The following is a 14,204-nucleotide window of genomic DNA, read 5'->3' as shown; positions in this document are numbered from 1 at the left end:
GATAGTCCGATGGCTGCGCCCGTGATCTACTACATCCGCCATGGCGAGACGTCGTGGAACGCGGAAGGCAGGCTGCAGGGCGCGCAGGACATTCCACTGAACGACCTTGGCCGCAAGCAGGCGGCCCACGCCGGCAATGTCCTCGCCGAGCTTCTCGCGCGCGATGGCCGCGAAAAGTCCGCGCTGCCGTTCGTCGCAAGCCCGCTTACGCGCGCGCGGGCGACGATGGAACTGGTGCGTGGTGCCCTAGAACTCCCGCCGGACGAATACGCGCTCGACGATCGCCTGCGCGAGATCCGTTACGGCGTCTGGGAGGGCTCGACGCTGGCCGAAATGCAGGCCGCCGACCCCGTGCTCTATGCCAAGCGGCTGACAGCGAAGTGGACGATGGCGCCGGAGGGCGGGGAGACCTATGCCGAGGTGCAGCATCGGATGCGCGACTGGTATGATTCCGTGCACGCGGATACCGTCGCCGTGGCCCATGGCGGCACCGCGCGGGCGCTGATGGTGGCGCTCGGCATCGAGACGCCGGCCAGCGCCGCCGACCTCGTGATCGAGCAGGGCGCGGTCTACGTGTTCCGCGATGGCGGGCTTAAGAAGTATAGTTAAGGCGGCGGCTGATGATCACCGTCATTCCGGGGCGCAAGGGCGAACTAGGGTGCGCCCCTTGCGCCCCCGAGAATCTCGCGATTCCCCGGTGTGCAATTGCACACCTGAGGTCTGGTCCTTCGGACCATCCCGGAATGACGGCCTGCGGGTTTGACCGCCGCCCGGCACCGCGTTACGACACGCCATGTCCCACAACACCTTCGGCCATCTGTTCCGGGTCACGACCTTCGGCGAAAGCCACGGGGTCGCGATCGGCTGTGTGGTCGACGGCTGTCCGCCGCTGATCCCGCTGACGTCAGAGGACATCCAGCACGATCTCGACCGCCGCCGTCCGGGACAATCGCGCTTCACCACCCAGCGCCAGGAGCCGGACGCGGTCAAAGTCCTGTCCGGGGTGATGGCGCATCCCGAAACCGGCGTCCAGGTGACGACGGGAACGCCGATCGCGCTTCTGATCGAGAATACCGACCAGCGCTCCAAGGACTATTCAGAGATCAAGGACAAGTTTCGCCCGGGGCATGCCGACTTCACCTATGAGGCCAAATACGGCCTGCGCGATTATCGTGGCGGTGGCCGCTCGTCGGCGCGCGAGACCGCGACGCGGGTCGCGGCCGGCGCGATCGCGCGCAAAATTCTGCCCGACGTAAAGGTGCGCGGCGCGCTGGTGCAGATGGGCCCGCACAAGATAGATCGCGACAAGTGGGACTGGGACGAGATCGCGCGCAATCCGTTCTTTTGCCCCGACAAGGACAAGGCTGCCTTCTTCGAGCAATATCTGGACGGCATCCGCAAGAGCGGCTCCTCGATCGGCGCGGTCATCGAGGTGGTCGCCGAAGGCGTGCCAGCAGGATGGGGCGCGCCAATCTACGCCAAGCTGGATGCCGATCTGGCGGCGGCCATGATGAGCATCAACGCGGTGAAGGGCGTCGAGATCGGCGCCGGCTTCGGCGCCGCGGAACTGTCGGGCGAGGAAAACGCCGACGAGATGCGCACCGGCAATAACGGCACACGCTTTCTGTCCAACCATGCCGGCGGTGTGCTCGGCGGCATTTCGACTGGCCAGCCGGTGGTGGTGCGCTTTGCGGTGAAGCCAACCTCGTCGATCCTCTCGCCGCGCAAGACGGTGGATCGCGCCGGCGCCGACACCGACATCATGACCAAGGGGCGCCACGACCCCTGCGTCGGCATCCGCGCGGTGCCGGTCGGCGAGGCGATGATGGCCTGCGTGCTGGCCGATCATTTCCTGCGCCATCGTGGGCAGGTCGGCGGGTAGGGTCCCCGCTTCTTTCACTGCATGGCATCTGCGATCTTTTCCGCCGCCATCAGGACCGGGAAATTGGTGTTGGCGCACGGCACCACCGGGAAGATCGAGGCGTCGACCACGCGCAATCCCTGTACGCCCTTGACTCGGCCTTGCGTATCGACGACCGCCATCGGATCGTCCGGCCGGCCCATCCGGCATGAGCAGGAAGCATGCCACACGCCGATCGCCGCCTTGCGCACGAAGGCTTCGAGCGCCTCGTCGTCGCTCATGACCTGCTCGAACGTAAAGCCTTCGACGATGAAGTTGTCGATTATGTAATGGCGTAGCGCCGCCGGCCCGTCCATCAGCGTTGCGGCAATAGCGGTGAGAACCTTGTTCTTCGTGTTGACGACGCCGATCTTGCGGACGCGGTCGGAATACGAGGCCGGGAATGGTTTGTCGGTGACTGCCTTGAGCGGCGCGCTCATCTGCAGCGCCGCCATCTTGCGAAAGCCGCTCATCAGGCGATCGAGATCGCGCCTGTCGGACAACAGGTTGAACTCGACCATCGGTTCTGCGCGCGGGTCGCGCGAGGCGAGTTTGACCTGCCCGGTCTCCGAGTAGGTCTTGTTGACGAAGGTGAGCAGCGAGGCGATCTGCTCGCCGACCGAATGCCAGGCCGACTTGGTGAGAACGGCCACGAACATGTCGCCGGCTGGTGTGCCCGGAAGCCCCGAGGAATAGCGCAGCCCCATCTGGATGTGGCGCCTGGTGTGCTCGTTCATGCGCGCGCCACGACGGACATAGGACGACAACGCGATCGAGGGATGATCCATCAGCCCCTGGCCGACGCCCGCAAGGCCCATCAGGACCGGAATGCCCATCTCCTTCAGATGCCCGACCGGTCCAATGCCGGCCCGCAACAGATGCGCCGGTGAATGGATCGCACCGCAGGAGAGGATGACCTCGCGACCGCGGAACTCCTGTTCCCGGCCATCGACCAGCGCCTTCACGCCGACGCATTGCGTGCCCTCGAACAGCAGCTCCTTGACCTCTGTGTTGGTCGATATGGTCAGGTTGGCGCGCTTGCGCGTCTCGCGATCGAGATAGCCCATCGCGGCCGAGACGCGTTGTTCGTCCTGGTTGGAGTGTGTCACCGGGAAGTAGCCATCGACGAACTCGCCATTCTGGTCGGGCAGGAACGCAAAACCGGCGAGTTTGCAGGCCTCGCCCATCGCTTGCGAGTGCCGCGTCCAGTGCTGGTGCGGAATGCGGCGGACGGGGATACGCCCGTCCTTGCCGTGGAACGGCCCGTCGAAATCGAGGTCGCGCTCGACCTTCTTGAAATAGGGCAGCACGTCCTTCCAGTTCCAGCCTGCGGCGCCGCGGGCCTCCCACTCCGCGTAGTCGGTCGGCGCACCGCGGTTTGCCATCTGGCCATTGATGGAGGATCCGCCACCCAGCACGCGCGCCTGCTCATACTTGCGCAACGGCGGTCGGCTCTCATCGGGGTTGTTATGGCTGACGACCTGGGTTGTGACCTTGAGTTCGGTCCAATGGAAGCGCGGATCGAAATATGCCAGTCCCGAGTAGCTGTCGCGGATCTCGGGCGGCTCGTTGCCGGGCGGCGTGTCCTGGCCTGCTTCACAGAGCAGGACCTTGTTGGCGCTCCTGGCGGAGAGCCGGTGGGCCATGACCGTGCCCGCTGATCCGCCGCCGACGATGATAGTGTCGTACACTTTGACGTTTCCTCTTGTTTTGCACCGTAAAGCTAGCGCAGCGCCGTCGCCGGGTCACGCCGGCTGTCGTTGCGAGCGCGCTTGACGCGCGCTGCAGTTGCGCGGCAAATACCTGCGCATGAACGCCTCCGAACTGCAGAAGCTGACTGACTGGCTGATCGACGGCGGGAGATCCGCGGCCAGCCCCAAGAGCTTCATGGCCGAGACCTGCGAACGGATGGTCGCGGCGGGCCTGCCGCTTTGGCGTGTCGGCGTCTTCGTTCGAACCCTGCATCCCGACATTTACGGCCGCAGTTTCATCTGGAAGCCGGGCGCCGAGGTCGAGGTCGGCACGGTCGATCACAAGATTCTGGATTCACCGGATTTTCACAACAGCCCCATCATCATCGTATTCCAGCAGGGACAGGAAGTCCGGGCCCGTGCGGACGACCCGCAGAGCGCGCGCTTCCCGATCGTCGAGGAGCTGCGCGCCGAAGGCGTCACCGATTACATCGCGCTGCCGCTGTTTTTTACCGACGGAACCATTCACGCCTCAAGCTGGACCACGAAGCAATCAGGCGGTTTCACCGATGAGCAGTTGGCGGCCTTGCGTGGGCTGAACACGCCGCTGTCGCGGGTCATAGAGATCATCAACTGGCGCCGCATGGCCGCGAACCTCTTGGATACCTATGTCGGCAACCGTGCCGGCGAGCGGATTCTCGGCGGGCAGATCAGACGCGGCCACACCGAGACGATGAATGCCGCGATCTGGCTGTCCGATCTGCGTGGCTTCACGGCGCTGTCGGACCGGCTGCCGGCCGAGGCCGTCGTGGACATCCTGAACCGCTATTTCGATTGCCAGGTCGCGGCGATCAAGAAGCATGGCGGCGACGTGCTCAAATACATGGGTGACGGGCTGCTCGCGGTATTTCCGATCGACGAATATGTCGGCGACGAGCAGAAGGTCTGCTCGCATGTGGTGGAGGCCGCCCACGAATCCCGCGCCAGCGTGGCCGAGCTGAATTATCCGATTGGAGACACGATCGAACGTTTTCGCTTCGGCCTTGCCCTGCATGTCGGGCGAATTCTTTACGGCAATATCGGCGGCGGCAATCGGCTCGACTTCACCTGCATCGGCCCCGCGGTCAATCTCGCCGCGCGGCTGGAAAAGATCGCCAGCCAGCTCGGCCGCACCGTCGTCGCCTCCGAAGGCTTTGCCGGAATTTGCCGCGGCGGCTGGAGCGAGCTGGGCGAGTTTCCGGTTGCCGGTTTCTCAAAGGCGGCACGCGTCTACGGCCTGGCCGACGAAAAATCGGCGGCCTAAGGAATCCGTAGCCCGGATGGAGCGTGCTACGCTTGCGGCTCTGCGTGATCCCTGTAGCCCGGATGGAGCGAAGCGCAATCCGGGGTAGAATGGCATTGTGGTCCACTATCGGCGCAACTTTGTCCCCGGCGGGACGTTCTTCTTCACAGTCACGCTGGATGATCGAAGATCATCCGCGCTGATTGATCATGTCGCGTTGCTGCGCGCGGCATTTCGGAAAGTGAGGAGCGAACGGCCTTTTGTGACCGAGGCCATCGTCATTCTCCCGGACCACTTACATGCAATACTAACTTTGCCGCCCGGCGACTCGGACTTTTCGGATAGGTGGCGACGGATCAAGGGAAGCTTTACGCGAAGCGTCATCGCGACAGGCGCTCAAATTTCGCGCGACCATCGCGGAGAATACTCTCTCTGGCAGAAACGCTTTTGGGAGCACACCATACGTGATGAGCGGGATTTCGAGCGCTGCGCCGACTACGTGCATTTTAATCCCGTCAAGCATCAGCTAGTGACGTCGCCGTGCGACTGGCCGTTCTCCTCGCTGCATCGCTATGTCCGCGCAGGTATTCTGACTCCAGAGTGGGGCGGCGACGGGAGTACCGATACGATCAATTTCGGTGAGCGGAAAGACTGACCCGGATTTCGCTTCGCTCCATCCGGGCTACGGCCGGGCGCGCTACTCCTCCGGCTCTGTCGTGAACAGGAGCGGATAGCCCTTGGCGCGGCCGGCGTCCGTGGCGCGGGTGGCCTTGGTCTCGGCAACGTCCTTGGTGAACACGGCGACGACGCAGACGCCCCGACGGTGCGCCGTTATCATCACCTTATGGGCCTGGTCCTCGGTCATGCGGAATTCGGCCTTCAGCACCGTGACGACGAATTCGCGCGGCGTGTAGTCGTCATTGATCAGGATGACCTTGTGCAGGCGCGGCCGTTCGACCTTGGTTTTGACCTTGGTTTTTGGCGTGACGACGGTATCTGCCACTTCCAGCTAAGTCCCGAAGCGAACGAACTCGGACGGTCCGGCAGTGCTCAGTTGGCGCGGCAATCCGCCAGGCGCTGCGCCATGGTCCGATCGCCGCGGCTGACGGCCGTCTTGATCAGTTTACAGGCTCCGGGCCGGTCCTGAAACTGGGCGTTTGCCGAGAGTTTCAGCTCTCAGGGCTGCCATCGCTCGCGGCTGGGGGCGTAACCATGATCGTTACCAATGCGGCCCTTCGTAGCGGCCGCGTCGCATCTGTCGCGCCTGGCGTTCTAATCGTTCAAAATCTGATACCGGCTGGCGAGCCGCGGGATGGAACCTGCCGGCACGCGGGCTGTGGAGGAAGCCTGATCCTAACCCGAATGTGAAGGATAAATGATTTCAGCGCTTTGCGTCGACAGCTTTGCATGTCACCATTGCTGTCGTTCGACGGGAGGGCCGCAATGCGCTGGTATGTCTCGATCGGGGTCGTGCTTGTAGCCGGCGTACTCGCGGGCGGCGACGTGGCAGGTGTTGCCGCGCCGAACCCAACGAACCGCCCGGACCACCAATTGAACGCCCACAGCCGCCAACTGGCCGACAAGGACGCCAATCCGACCGTCGACGTCGAACTCGTCCTTGCCGTCGACGTCTCCTACTCAATGGACATGGATGAACTGGCGCTGCAGCGGGAGGGCTACGCGCAGGCGATCGTCTCCAAGGAATTTTTGCAGGCACTCAAGAGCGGGCCGAACGGCAGGATCGCGATCACCTATTTCGAGTGGGCGGCATCAACCGACCAGAAGATTATCATCCCGTGGCGGGTGATCGACGGACCCGAGACGGCCGACGCCGTCGCAAACGAGATCGTCAAGACCCCGATCCGCCGGGCATCGCGCACTTCGATTTCGGGTGCGATCAACTTCGCAATGCCGCTGTTCGACGAAAGCCCGCATCGCGGTTTGCGGCGGGTGATCGACATCTCGGGCGATGGCCCGAACAACAACGGCGCGCCGGTCCTCATCGCGCGCGATGCCGCGTTGGAAAAGGGCATCGTCATCAATGGCCTGCCAATCATGGTGAAGGAACCGTCTTACTCCACCATGGATATCGACAATCTCGATTTCTATTACGAGGACTGCGTCATCGGCGGCCCCGGCTCGTTCGTGGTGACGATCAAGGAACGCGACAAGTTCAAGGAAGCGATCCGCACCAAGCTGCTGCTCGAGATCGCCGGCCGCACGCCCGAACGCCCGGTGGTGCCCGCAGCGGGCAGGGAGCCGCGCGTCAATTGCATGATAGGCGAGAAGATCTGGCAGGACCGGTGGGGGCGGTGATTGTTTCGTAGCCCGGATGGAGCGACGCGAAATCCGGGAACATGGTCGCCATCTGCACCACCCCCGGATTGCGCTGCGCTCCATCCGGGCTACGGGCTACGAGTTCACCTTTTAAATCTCGCCACTAATTCCACATGCGGCGTGTGGCGGAACTGGTCGACCGGCGTGACGCGTTCTATTTTAAAACCGCCGTCGATCAAAATTTTCGCATCACGCGCGAATGTCGTGACGTTGCACGAGACCGCAACCACCGTCGGCACTCTGCTCGCCGCGATCTGCGTCACCTGTGCTTGCGCGCCCTGCCGTGGGGGATCGAACACCACGGTGTCGTAGTCGCGCAATTCCTGCGGCATCAGCGGACGGCGAAACAGGTCGCGCGGCTCGGCCTTGACCGGCTTCAGTCCTGAGGTGGACGTCGCAGCCTTCTGCAAGGCCGCGACCGCAGCCGTGTCGCTGTCGAAGGCGGCGACCTTCGCTTTCGCCGCAAGCCGCAGCGCAAAGGGACCGACCCCGCAGAACAGGTCGGCGATATGTTTGGCGCGCTTGCAATGTTCGAAGACGAGCGCCGCCAGCGCTTCCTCGCCCGCCACTGTGGCCTGCAGGAATGAGCCGGGCGGCAGCGTGACCTGTGCGGTGCCCATCGAAACGATAGGCGGCGTTCGCATCAGCACCAGCTCGCCATGGCGCGTCAGGCGGGCCAGCCGGTGTTGTTCGGCGATGCGCGACAGCCGCGCGACCACGGCTGACGATACCGGCCCGGAGCCGCGCACATCGAGGTCGAGGCCGCTATTGGTCGCGGTGATCTGGATGTCGAGCGGCTTGCCCATCGCCATCAACGGCTCGGCGATGGCCCAGGCGGCCTCGATCGCGCCACTCAATTGCGGATCGAGGATCGGGCAGCGGTCGATCGGAATGATGTCGTGCGAACCCGCTGCTGCATAGCCGACCTTGAGCACGCCATGCGTTCCGATTCGGCCGTGCAGGGTGATGCGCCGGCGGCCCGCGCCATGGGCGTCGACGAGGGCTGCGACATCGCAATCGATTCCCGCCTGCGAAAGCGTCGTCACGATGAGCTCGCGCTTCCAGGCGCGATAGGCTTCGACGTCCCAGTGCTGGATCGCGCAACCGCCGCAAACGCCGAAATGCGGGCAAAACGGTGCGATCCGCTCCGCGCTTGCAGCCTCGATCTTGAGCAATCGCCGGCGGTCGGGATGGTGGCCTGGAACCGGACCGGCCTCTATTGTTTCGCCGCCGAGCGTGTACGGCACATAGATGTTGCCGCCGCCTGATATGGCGACGCCGTCGCCGTGATGGCCGACATGGTCGATGACGAGGCGTTCGCTATCAGCCACGGCGCGCGCCCATGAAGAACTCGATATTGCCGTCGCCGCCTTTGATCGACGACGGAAACACTTGGATGTCGGTGCAGCCGAGCGAGGCGGCGAATGCCGAGATGTCGTCGCAGATCGCCTGATGCACCATCGCGTTGCGGATGATGCCGTGCTTGGAGTGCTTTCGTTCCGCCTCGAACTGCGGCTTGATCAGCGCGAGCAGATGCGTCGGGGCTGCGGCCAGCGACAGCGCCACCGGCAGCACCGCCTTCAACGAAATGAAGCTGACGTCGATGACGACGACATCCGGCCGGGCAGGCAGGCGCTTGCCCTCGAACTGCCGAATGTCGGTTTCTTCCATCGACACGACTCTGGGATGGCTCTGCAGTGAGGGATGCAACTGGCCGCGCCCGACATCGATGGCAAAGACGAGGCTCGCACCGTTCGCCAGCAGCACCTCGGTGAAGCCGCCGGTGGAGGCGCCGACGTCGAGGCAGACATGACCCTCGATCTCGATCGGATAGTGCTCCAAGGCGCCGGCGAGCTTGACGCCGCCGCGTGAGACGTAGGGGTGCGCGGGCTGGGCGGACAATTCGGCATTGGCGGCGATCATGTCCGATGCCTTCAGCACCGGCCTGCCGTCGGCCGTCACGCCACCGGCCTCGATCGCGGCGCGTGCGCGGGCGCGGCTTTCGAACAGGCCGCGCTCGACTAGAAGCACGTCCACGCGCTTGCGGGGAGAGGTTTCGCTGTCGCTCTTGTCAGCCAAGTTCAGTCCGATTTGCCGGTGGCGCGATCCGCCGCCAGAGCGACGCAGACCTCGAATGAGGTGAGATCGTGCCAGATATCTTGCGGCCGCTGCCGCGGCGTCACCAGTCTAGCACCATGCAGATCGAGCGCGTGGATCATCATGAGATTGTCGGGCAGGCCGAAATCTTCCACCGTCAGCCCGTCGCCGTCGATCAGTTGGCCGGTGGCGGATTTGGTCACGTGGTAGTTCCGCTTTACGCGCTCAAGATAGGCTGCGGGATCGTTGCTGTAGGCCAGGCAGAGCTTGCCGCGGCCGGCCATGTAGCCGAGTTCATAGACGGTTCCGGCGTCGGCACTGGGGCCGCGAAACGGCGTAAGATTGGCAATGATCGCGTCCGCCGCATCCATCATCGCTTCATTGCCCTTGAAGATCGAAAGCGAGGCGTCGGCGGCGGCAAGGTTAACCGCGTTGTCGAGCGGATAGAGGCCGGTCAGCCCATAATGGGCGCAGATCGCGGCCTTGCGGCGCCCGATCTCGATTGCATCAGGCAGGAACACATCGGGACCTGCCAGATAGATCTTCATGGGATTACCGGCGCCGGAAGCAATGAGAGCAGTCGAACAGCTAACCGCGGCGGGACGGGGCTCCCTCTCCCGCGTGCGGGGGAGGGCTGGGGTGGGGTGCCGCCGCGAGTCACACTGTTCGTGTGGATGGAGCTTCCCCACCCGGATCGCATCTTTCGATGCGATCCGACCTAAGAGCGAGCTTCGCTCGCATCGACCCCGCAAGCGGGAGAGGTGGAACGAGGCGGCGGTAAGACCGATTACACCAACAGCGCCTGCCCTCAGGCAAGCTTGACGGTCTCGGTCTTGTAGTCCTTGCCGAGCGCATCGAACACCTTGGCAACGATGCCCTTGGCGTCGAGGCCGGCATGGGCGTACATCGCGTTCGGCGTATCGTGGTCGATGAACTCGTCGGGCAGGATCATCGCGCGCATCCGCAAACCGCCGTCGAGCATGCCATGTTCGGCCAAGGTCTGCATGACGTGCGAGCCGAAGCCGCCGATCGAGCCTTCCTCGATGGTGAGCAGCACCTCGTGATCGCGCGCCAGCTTCAGCACCAGATCGACGTCGAGCGGCTTCATGAAGCGCGCATCCGCGATGGTGGTGGAAAGGCCGTGGGCGGCGAGTTCGTCGGCCGCCTTTTCACATTCGGCGAGACGGGTGCCGAACGAGAGCAGGGCGATCTTGTTGCCCTGGCGGACGATGCGGCCCTTGCCGATTTCGAGGGGAACGCCGAATTCGGGCATTTCGACCCCGCGGCCTTCGCCGCGCGGATAGCGCACCGCGCTCGGGCGGTCGTTGATCGCGACTTGCGTGGCGACCATGTGCACCAGCTCGGCCTCGTCGGAGGCCGCCATGATGACGAAGTTCGGCAGGCAGCCCAGATATGCGTTGTCGAACGAACCGGCATGGGTGGCGCCGTCGGCGCCGACCAGGCCGGCGCGATCGATCGCGAAGCGGACCGGCAGGCTCTGGATCGCAACGTCATGGACCACCTGGTCGTAGCCGCGCTGCAGGAAGGTCGAGTAGATCGCGCAGAACGGCTTGTAGCCTTCGGTGGCAAGCCCCGCCGCAAACGTCACCGCATGCTGCTCGGCAATGCCGACGTCGAAGGTGCGCTCCGGGAATGACTTGTTGAAGATGTCGACGCCGGTGCCCGACGGCATCGCGGCGGTGATGGCGACGATCTTGTCGTCTTTCTCGGCTTCCTTGACCAGGCTCTGGCCGAACACGTTCTGGTAGGCCGGCGCGTTCGGCTTGGCTTTGGCTTGGGCGCCGGTCGCCACGTCGAACTTGACCACGGCGTGATACTTGTCGGCGGAAGCTTCCGCGGGGGCGTAGCCCTTGCCCTTTTGCGTCACGACGTGAACCAGGATCGGGCCGGTTTCCATGTCGCGGACGTTCTTGAGGACCGGGAGCAGATGGTCGAGGTTATGGCCGTCGATCGGGCCGACGTAATAGAAGCCGAGTTCCTCGAACAGCGTGCCGCCGTCCATCATGAAGCCGCGGGAATATTCCTCGACGCGGTTGGCGCGGTTGGCGAGGATTTTCGGCAGGCGCTTGTTGATCTGTTTGGCCGCATCGCGCAGCGTGCGGTAGGTCTTGCCGGAGTAGAGGCGGGACAGATACGCGCTCATCGCGCCGACCGGCGGCGCAATCGACATGTCGTTGTCATTAAGGATGACGATCAGGCGCGAGTTCATTGCGCCCGCATTGTTCATGGCCTCATAGGCCATGCCGGCTGACATCGCGCCGTCACCGATCACGGCGATAACGTTGTTCTTGCCGCCGGAGAGGTCGCGTGCGACCGCCATGCCGAGGCCGGCGGAGATCGAGGTCGAGGAGTGCGCGGCGCCGAACGGGTCGTAGTCGCTCTCGGTGCGCTTGGTGAAGCCGGAGAGGCCGCCGCCGGTGCGCAGCGTACGGATGCGATCGCGGCGGCCGGTCAGGATCTTGTGCGGGTAGGCCTGGTGGCCGACGTCCCAGATCAGGCGGTCGCGCGGCGTATCGAAGATGTAGTGGATCGCGGTGGTCAGTTCGACGACGCCGAGGCCGGCGCCGAAGTGGCCACCGGTCACCGAGACAGCGTCGATGGTTTCCTGGCGGAGCTCGTCCGCGACCTGCCGCACCTGCTCGATCTTGAGCTTGCGAAGATCCTCGGGCGTGCGGATGGTATCGAGAAGCGGCGTTTTACTAAATGTGGTCACAGCGATATTCCAATTTTGCATGTCGGGATAAAGGCCCGACGCGAGACGGGAAGCGCGTTAACCGCGCCGCGAAAATCCGGGCCCACCTGCCAGTCCGGCAGGCCGGTACCTGATTTGAAAGCCTAGATGCACTCTGGTTTGAACCATGTGATATGCATCACTTAGTCGCTTCTAACCCTTCCCGGTTCAGTTTCTTTTGATATTTGAGGTGCTTGCAGCCGGCCGAAACCCGCCGCGGGCGGCTCTCCCCAACCCATAGAACCGCAAGCTTTACACTAAAGCCGCCGTCAAAGCCAACCCGGAGGGCCGATTCGGTTCCGGGGTGCTGAGGCAAAAAACCTCGATCCTTCAACCGCTGCGGCGGACGGACGGTTCCAATTTGCTCAAATCGGCGGCACGTGTGGCTGCGGCGCTGGCTGCTTCGATCCTCTTCCAGGCCCGATCGCGCGCTCCGGAATCGCCGGTGGCCACATCAAGCGCGGCGTCGGGGGCGGCGATCCGCGCGCTGAGCGGGACCGGCCCGCAGACGATCATGAAGAAGTCGTAGGCGTTGGGCAGCTCATTGGCCATCACGAACTGGAAATGCACGCGGAAGAACTGCCAGCGGAATTTCTTGTAGTGCTCGGGCCGGATGATGTCGCGGAAGCGAACCGGCACGATCTTCGGGTTGCGCCTGGCGGACCCGACGTCGATGCCGTGGCTGGCAATCGGATCGAACTGGTAGAAATTCATCACGTCCTTGCGGGCCTGACAGTCGATCCAGTCGATCGACGGCTCGATCGCCAGCATCCGCAGATGCTCGCGAAACTCCTCGGATGCGGCGTGATAGCCGACGATCGGGAAATTGCCGCCGATCGTCAGCAGCACGATCCGCGGCCCGTGACGGCCGAGCGCGGGATCGAGCTTCAGTGCGCGTGCCAGCATTTCCGTCGACAGGAACGATCCGGAACTATGGCCGACGATGACGATCTCGTCGGCGTCGGTGCTCTTGGCGACATTGACGAGGTGCTGCGCAAAACGGTCGATGCGCTGGTCCCATTCGGGGCGCTCGCGGTGCGAGAACTCCCAGGTCCAGATCGTGTCGCACAGGAGATAGAGCACGTAAGTGGCGTTCTCGGTGTATTTCAGCACGGCCCCGAGCAGCGCCACAAAGATGGCGGCGGCGGCCGCGATGCTGAATGCGTCGGGAATGCCGATCGCGTTCAGGCCTTTCTCGAATACGAAAGCGATGGCTGCAGCACCGATGGCTTCGAGCAGCAGAATCAGGTGCGGATAGGTAATGAACGTGGCAAAGCGCCAGTTCGCCTTGCCGAAGCGGGCGATGGTGCCGGCGAAGACGAGACGCCAGTAGATCCAGACCGCTCTGAACACCGTGCGCCAGATTGGCGACGCCAGGTCTTGCTGGATGAAATCCTCGAACCGGAGGAAATCGTAGGACGTGCGTGTCTGCCAGTCCTCAGCCTTGGTGTCGATGGTCCAGGACGCGATCTCGTCGTCGGATGCCACCTTTGGCCGGCTGATGGTGGTTTGGAGCTGATAAAGCCGGCCGAACTTGCGCAGCTCGGTCCGGAACATGCGGTAATATTGCGCCAGCCCGCGCGGATCGTAACCCTGAATATAGATGATATGGCGGTGCTGGACGCGCACGTAGTGTCCCCAAGTGTCGGCGGACTATATCAGGCTGTGCCGGGGGCAAAGAACTAATTCGGCTGGCCCGCCTGCCACGGCCGGGAGTGCGGAATTCGCCCAATATTCCCGGTTGTTCGCGAACCCCCGAAGACCAGACGGCGGGTTTACTGCACGTCGAGCGGCTCGGTCCCCGTGACCCGGCCGTTCGCATCGGTCGTGATCTTGTCGACGCGGGCCTCCGCCTGCCGCAGCAATTCTTCGCAGCGGCGCTTCAGCGCCTCGCCACGTTCGTAGATCGCGACCGATTCCTCCAGCGGCACCTTGCCGTCCTCGAGCCGTTTCACGATCGATTCAAGCTCCTCGATCGCCCGCTCGAAGGAGAGTTTTGTGACGTCTACCTGGGTGTTTTCGGCCATATCTAGTTCCCGAATGCGCGCCATTCAGGCGCGGAATCAAACTATAGCGTTTTCAGGCGGAGTGGGTACCGGTTCGCGTGAAGAAAACGCGTCGAAACAAAGGCTTTTGAGGGCCTAT

The 14,204-nt window shown here is 63.6% G+C and carries 13 protein-coding genes; 5 read left to right on the top strand and 8 right to left on the bottom strand.

The window, feature by feature from the left end:
- The first annotated feature begins 9 nt into the window (after positions 1–9).
- Positions 10–609 carry a histidine phosphatase family protein gene (locus tag IVA95_RS07695; protein ID WP_247509957.1) on the top strand — a complete coding sequence of 200 codons (600 nt, stop codon included), beginning with the start codon at positions 10–12 and terminating at the stop codon, positions 607–609.
- Between the two features lie 184 nt (positions 610–793).
- Entirely contained in the window at positions 794–1,882 is a 1,089-nt protein-coding gene (gene aroC, locus IVA95_RS07690; protein WP_247509956.1) for a chorismate synthase, read from the top strand.
- Positions 1,883–1,896: 14 nt separating this feature from the next.
- Here the strand turns inward: aroC and IVA95_RS07685 are convergent, their stop codons facing one another.
- Positions 1,897–3,591, bottom strand: a complete 1,695-nt coding sequence (locus tag IVA95_RS07685; protein ID WP_247509955.1) for a GMC oxidoreductase — start codon at positions 3,589–3,591, stop codon at positions 1,897–1,899.
- Between the two features lie 118 nt (positions 3,592–3,709).
- On the opposite strand from IVA95_RS07685, the gene IVA95_RS07680 reads away from it, so the two are divergent.
- Together IVA95_RS07680 and IVA95_RS07675 are read left to right on the top strand one after the other, a co-directional pair.
- The gene (locus IVA95_RS07680; RefSeq protein ID WP_247509954.1) at positions 3,710–4,894 is read left to right on the top strand and encodes an adenylate/guanylate cyclase domain-containing protein; all 1,185 of its coding nucleotides are present in this window, start codon (positions 3,710–3,712) and stop codon (positions 4,892–4,894) included.
- 97 nt (positions 4,895–4,991) lie between these two features.
- Positions 4,992–5,528, top strand: coding sequence for a transposase (locus tag IVA95_RS07675; RefSeq protein ID WP_247509953.1), 537 nt, complete (start codon positions 4,992–4,994; stop codon positions 5,526–5,528).
- Between the two features lie 42 nt (positions 5,529–5,570).
- On the opposite strand, the gene clpS is transcribed toward IVA95_RS07675, so the two are convergent.
- Positions 5,571–5,876 carry an ATP-dependent Clp protease adapter ClpS gene (gene clpS / locus IVA95_RS07670; protein ID WP_028346801.1) on the bottom strand — a complete coding sequence of 102 codons (306 nt, stop codon included), beginning with the start codon at positions 5,874–5,876 and terminating at the stop codon, positions 5,571–5,573.
- A 440-nt stretch (positions 5,877–6,316) separates the two neighbouring features.
- Here clpS and IVA95_RS07665 point away from each other — a divergent pair, with 440 nt between their 5' ends.
- Positions 6,317–7,189 (top strand): DUF1194 domain-containing protein, encoded by an 873-nt coding sequence (locus IVA95_RS07665; RefSeq protein ID WP_247509952.1) that lies wholly within the window; start codon positions 6,317–6,319, stop codon positions 7,187–7,189.
- A 104-nt stretch (positions 7,190–7,293) separates the two neighbouring features.
- On the opposite strand, the gene IVA95_RS07660 is transcribed toward IVA95_RS07665, so the two are convergent.
- The 6 genes from IVA95_RS07660 to IVA95_RS07635 form a co-directional block, all read right to left on the bottom strand.
- A complete protein-coding gene (locus IVA95_RS07660; RefSeq protein ID WP_247509951.1) occupies positions 7,294–8,541 on the bottom strand; it encodes a methyltransferase in 1,248 nt (415 codons plus the stop codon).
- Positions 8,534–9,289 (bottom strand): TlyA family RNA methyltransferase, encoded by a 756-nt coding sequence (locus tag IVA95_RS07655; protein ID WP_247509950.1) that lies wholly within the window; start codon positions 9,287–9,289, stop codon positions 8,534–8,536. The genes IVA95_RS07660 and IVA95_RS07655 overlap by 8 nt, the downstream gene beginning before the upstream one ends.
- Positions 9,290–9,291: 2 nt before the next feature.
- A complete protein-coding gene (locus IVA95_RS07650; RefSeq protein ID WP_247509949.1) occupies positions 9,292–9,855 on the bottom strand; it encodes a nucleoside 2-deoxyribosyltransferase in 564 nt (187 codons plus the stop codon).
- Positions 9,856–10,115: 260 nt separating this feature from the next.
- Positions 10,116–12,062, bottom strand: coding sequence for a 1-deoxy-D-xylulose-5-phosphate synthase (dxs, locus tag IVA95_RS07645; RefSeq protein WP_247509948.1), 1,947 nt, complete (start codon positions 12,060–12,062; stop codon positions 10,116–10,118).
- 327 nt (positions 12,063–12,389) lie between these two features.
- Positions 12,390–13,688, bottom strand: coding sequence for a hypothetical protein (locus tag IVA95_RS07640; RefSeq protein ID WP_247509947.1), 1,299 nt, complete (start codon positions 13,686–13,688; stop codon positions 12,390–12,392).
- Between the two features lie 146 nt (positions 13,689–13,834).
- Complete coding sequence (locus tag IVA95_RS07635; RefSeq protein WP_247509946.1) at positions 13,835–14,086, bottom strand: exodeoxyribonuclease VII small subunit; 252 nt, start codon at positions 14,084–14,086, stop codon at positions 13,835–13,837.
- Positions 14,087–14,204: the final 118 nt, after the last annotated feature.

This window comes from Bradyrhizobium sp. 157 (assembly GCF_023073815.1).
Lineage (GTDB): Bacteria > Pseudomonadota > Alphaproteobacteria > Rhizobiales > Xanthobacteraceae > Bradyrhizobium.
The sequence above is the reverse complement of the archived record's forward strand: the minus strand, read 5'-3'. Positions and strand labels throughout refer to the sequence as shown.

Bases quoted from the DNA above. Each gene is read 5' to 3' on its own strand.
- IVA95_RS07695 (WP_247509957.1), top strand. From the start codon at position 10: ATGGCTGCGCCCGTGATCTACTACATCCGCCATGGCGAGACGTCGTGG.
- aroC (WP_247509956.1), top strand. From the start codon at position 794: ATGTCCCACAACACCTTCGGCCATCTGTTCCGGGTCACGACCTTCGGC.
- IVA95_RS07680 (WP_247509954.1), top strand. From the start codon at position 3,710: ATGAACGCCTCCGAACTGCAGAAGCTGACTGACTGGCTGATCGACGGC.
- IVA95_RS07665 (WP_247509952.1), top strand. From the start codon at position 6,317: ATGCGCTGGTATGTCTCGATCGGGGTCGTGCTTGTAGCCGGCGTACTC.
- IVA95_RS07650 (WP_247509949.1), bottom strand. From the start codon at position 9,855: ATGAAGATCTATCTGGCAGGTCCCGATGTGTTCCTGCCTGATGCAATC.
- dxs (WP_247509948.1), bottom strand. From the start codon at position 12,062: ATGCAAAATTGGAATATCGCTGTGACCACATTTAGTAAAACGCCGCTT.
- IVA95_RS07635 (WP_247509946.1), bottom strand. From the start codon at position 14,086: ATGGCCGAAAACACCCAGGTAGACGTCACAAAACTCTCCTTCGAGCGG.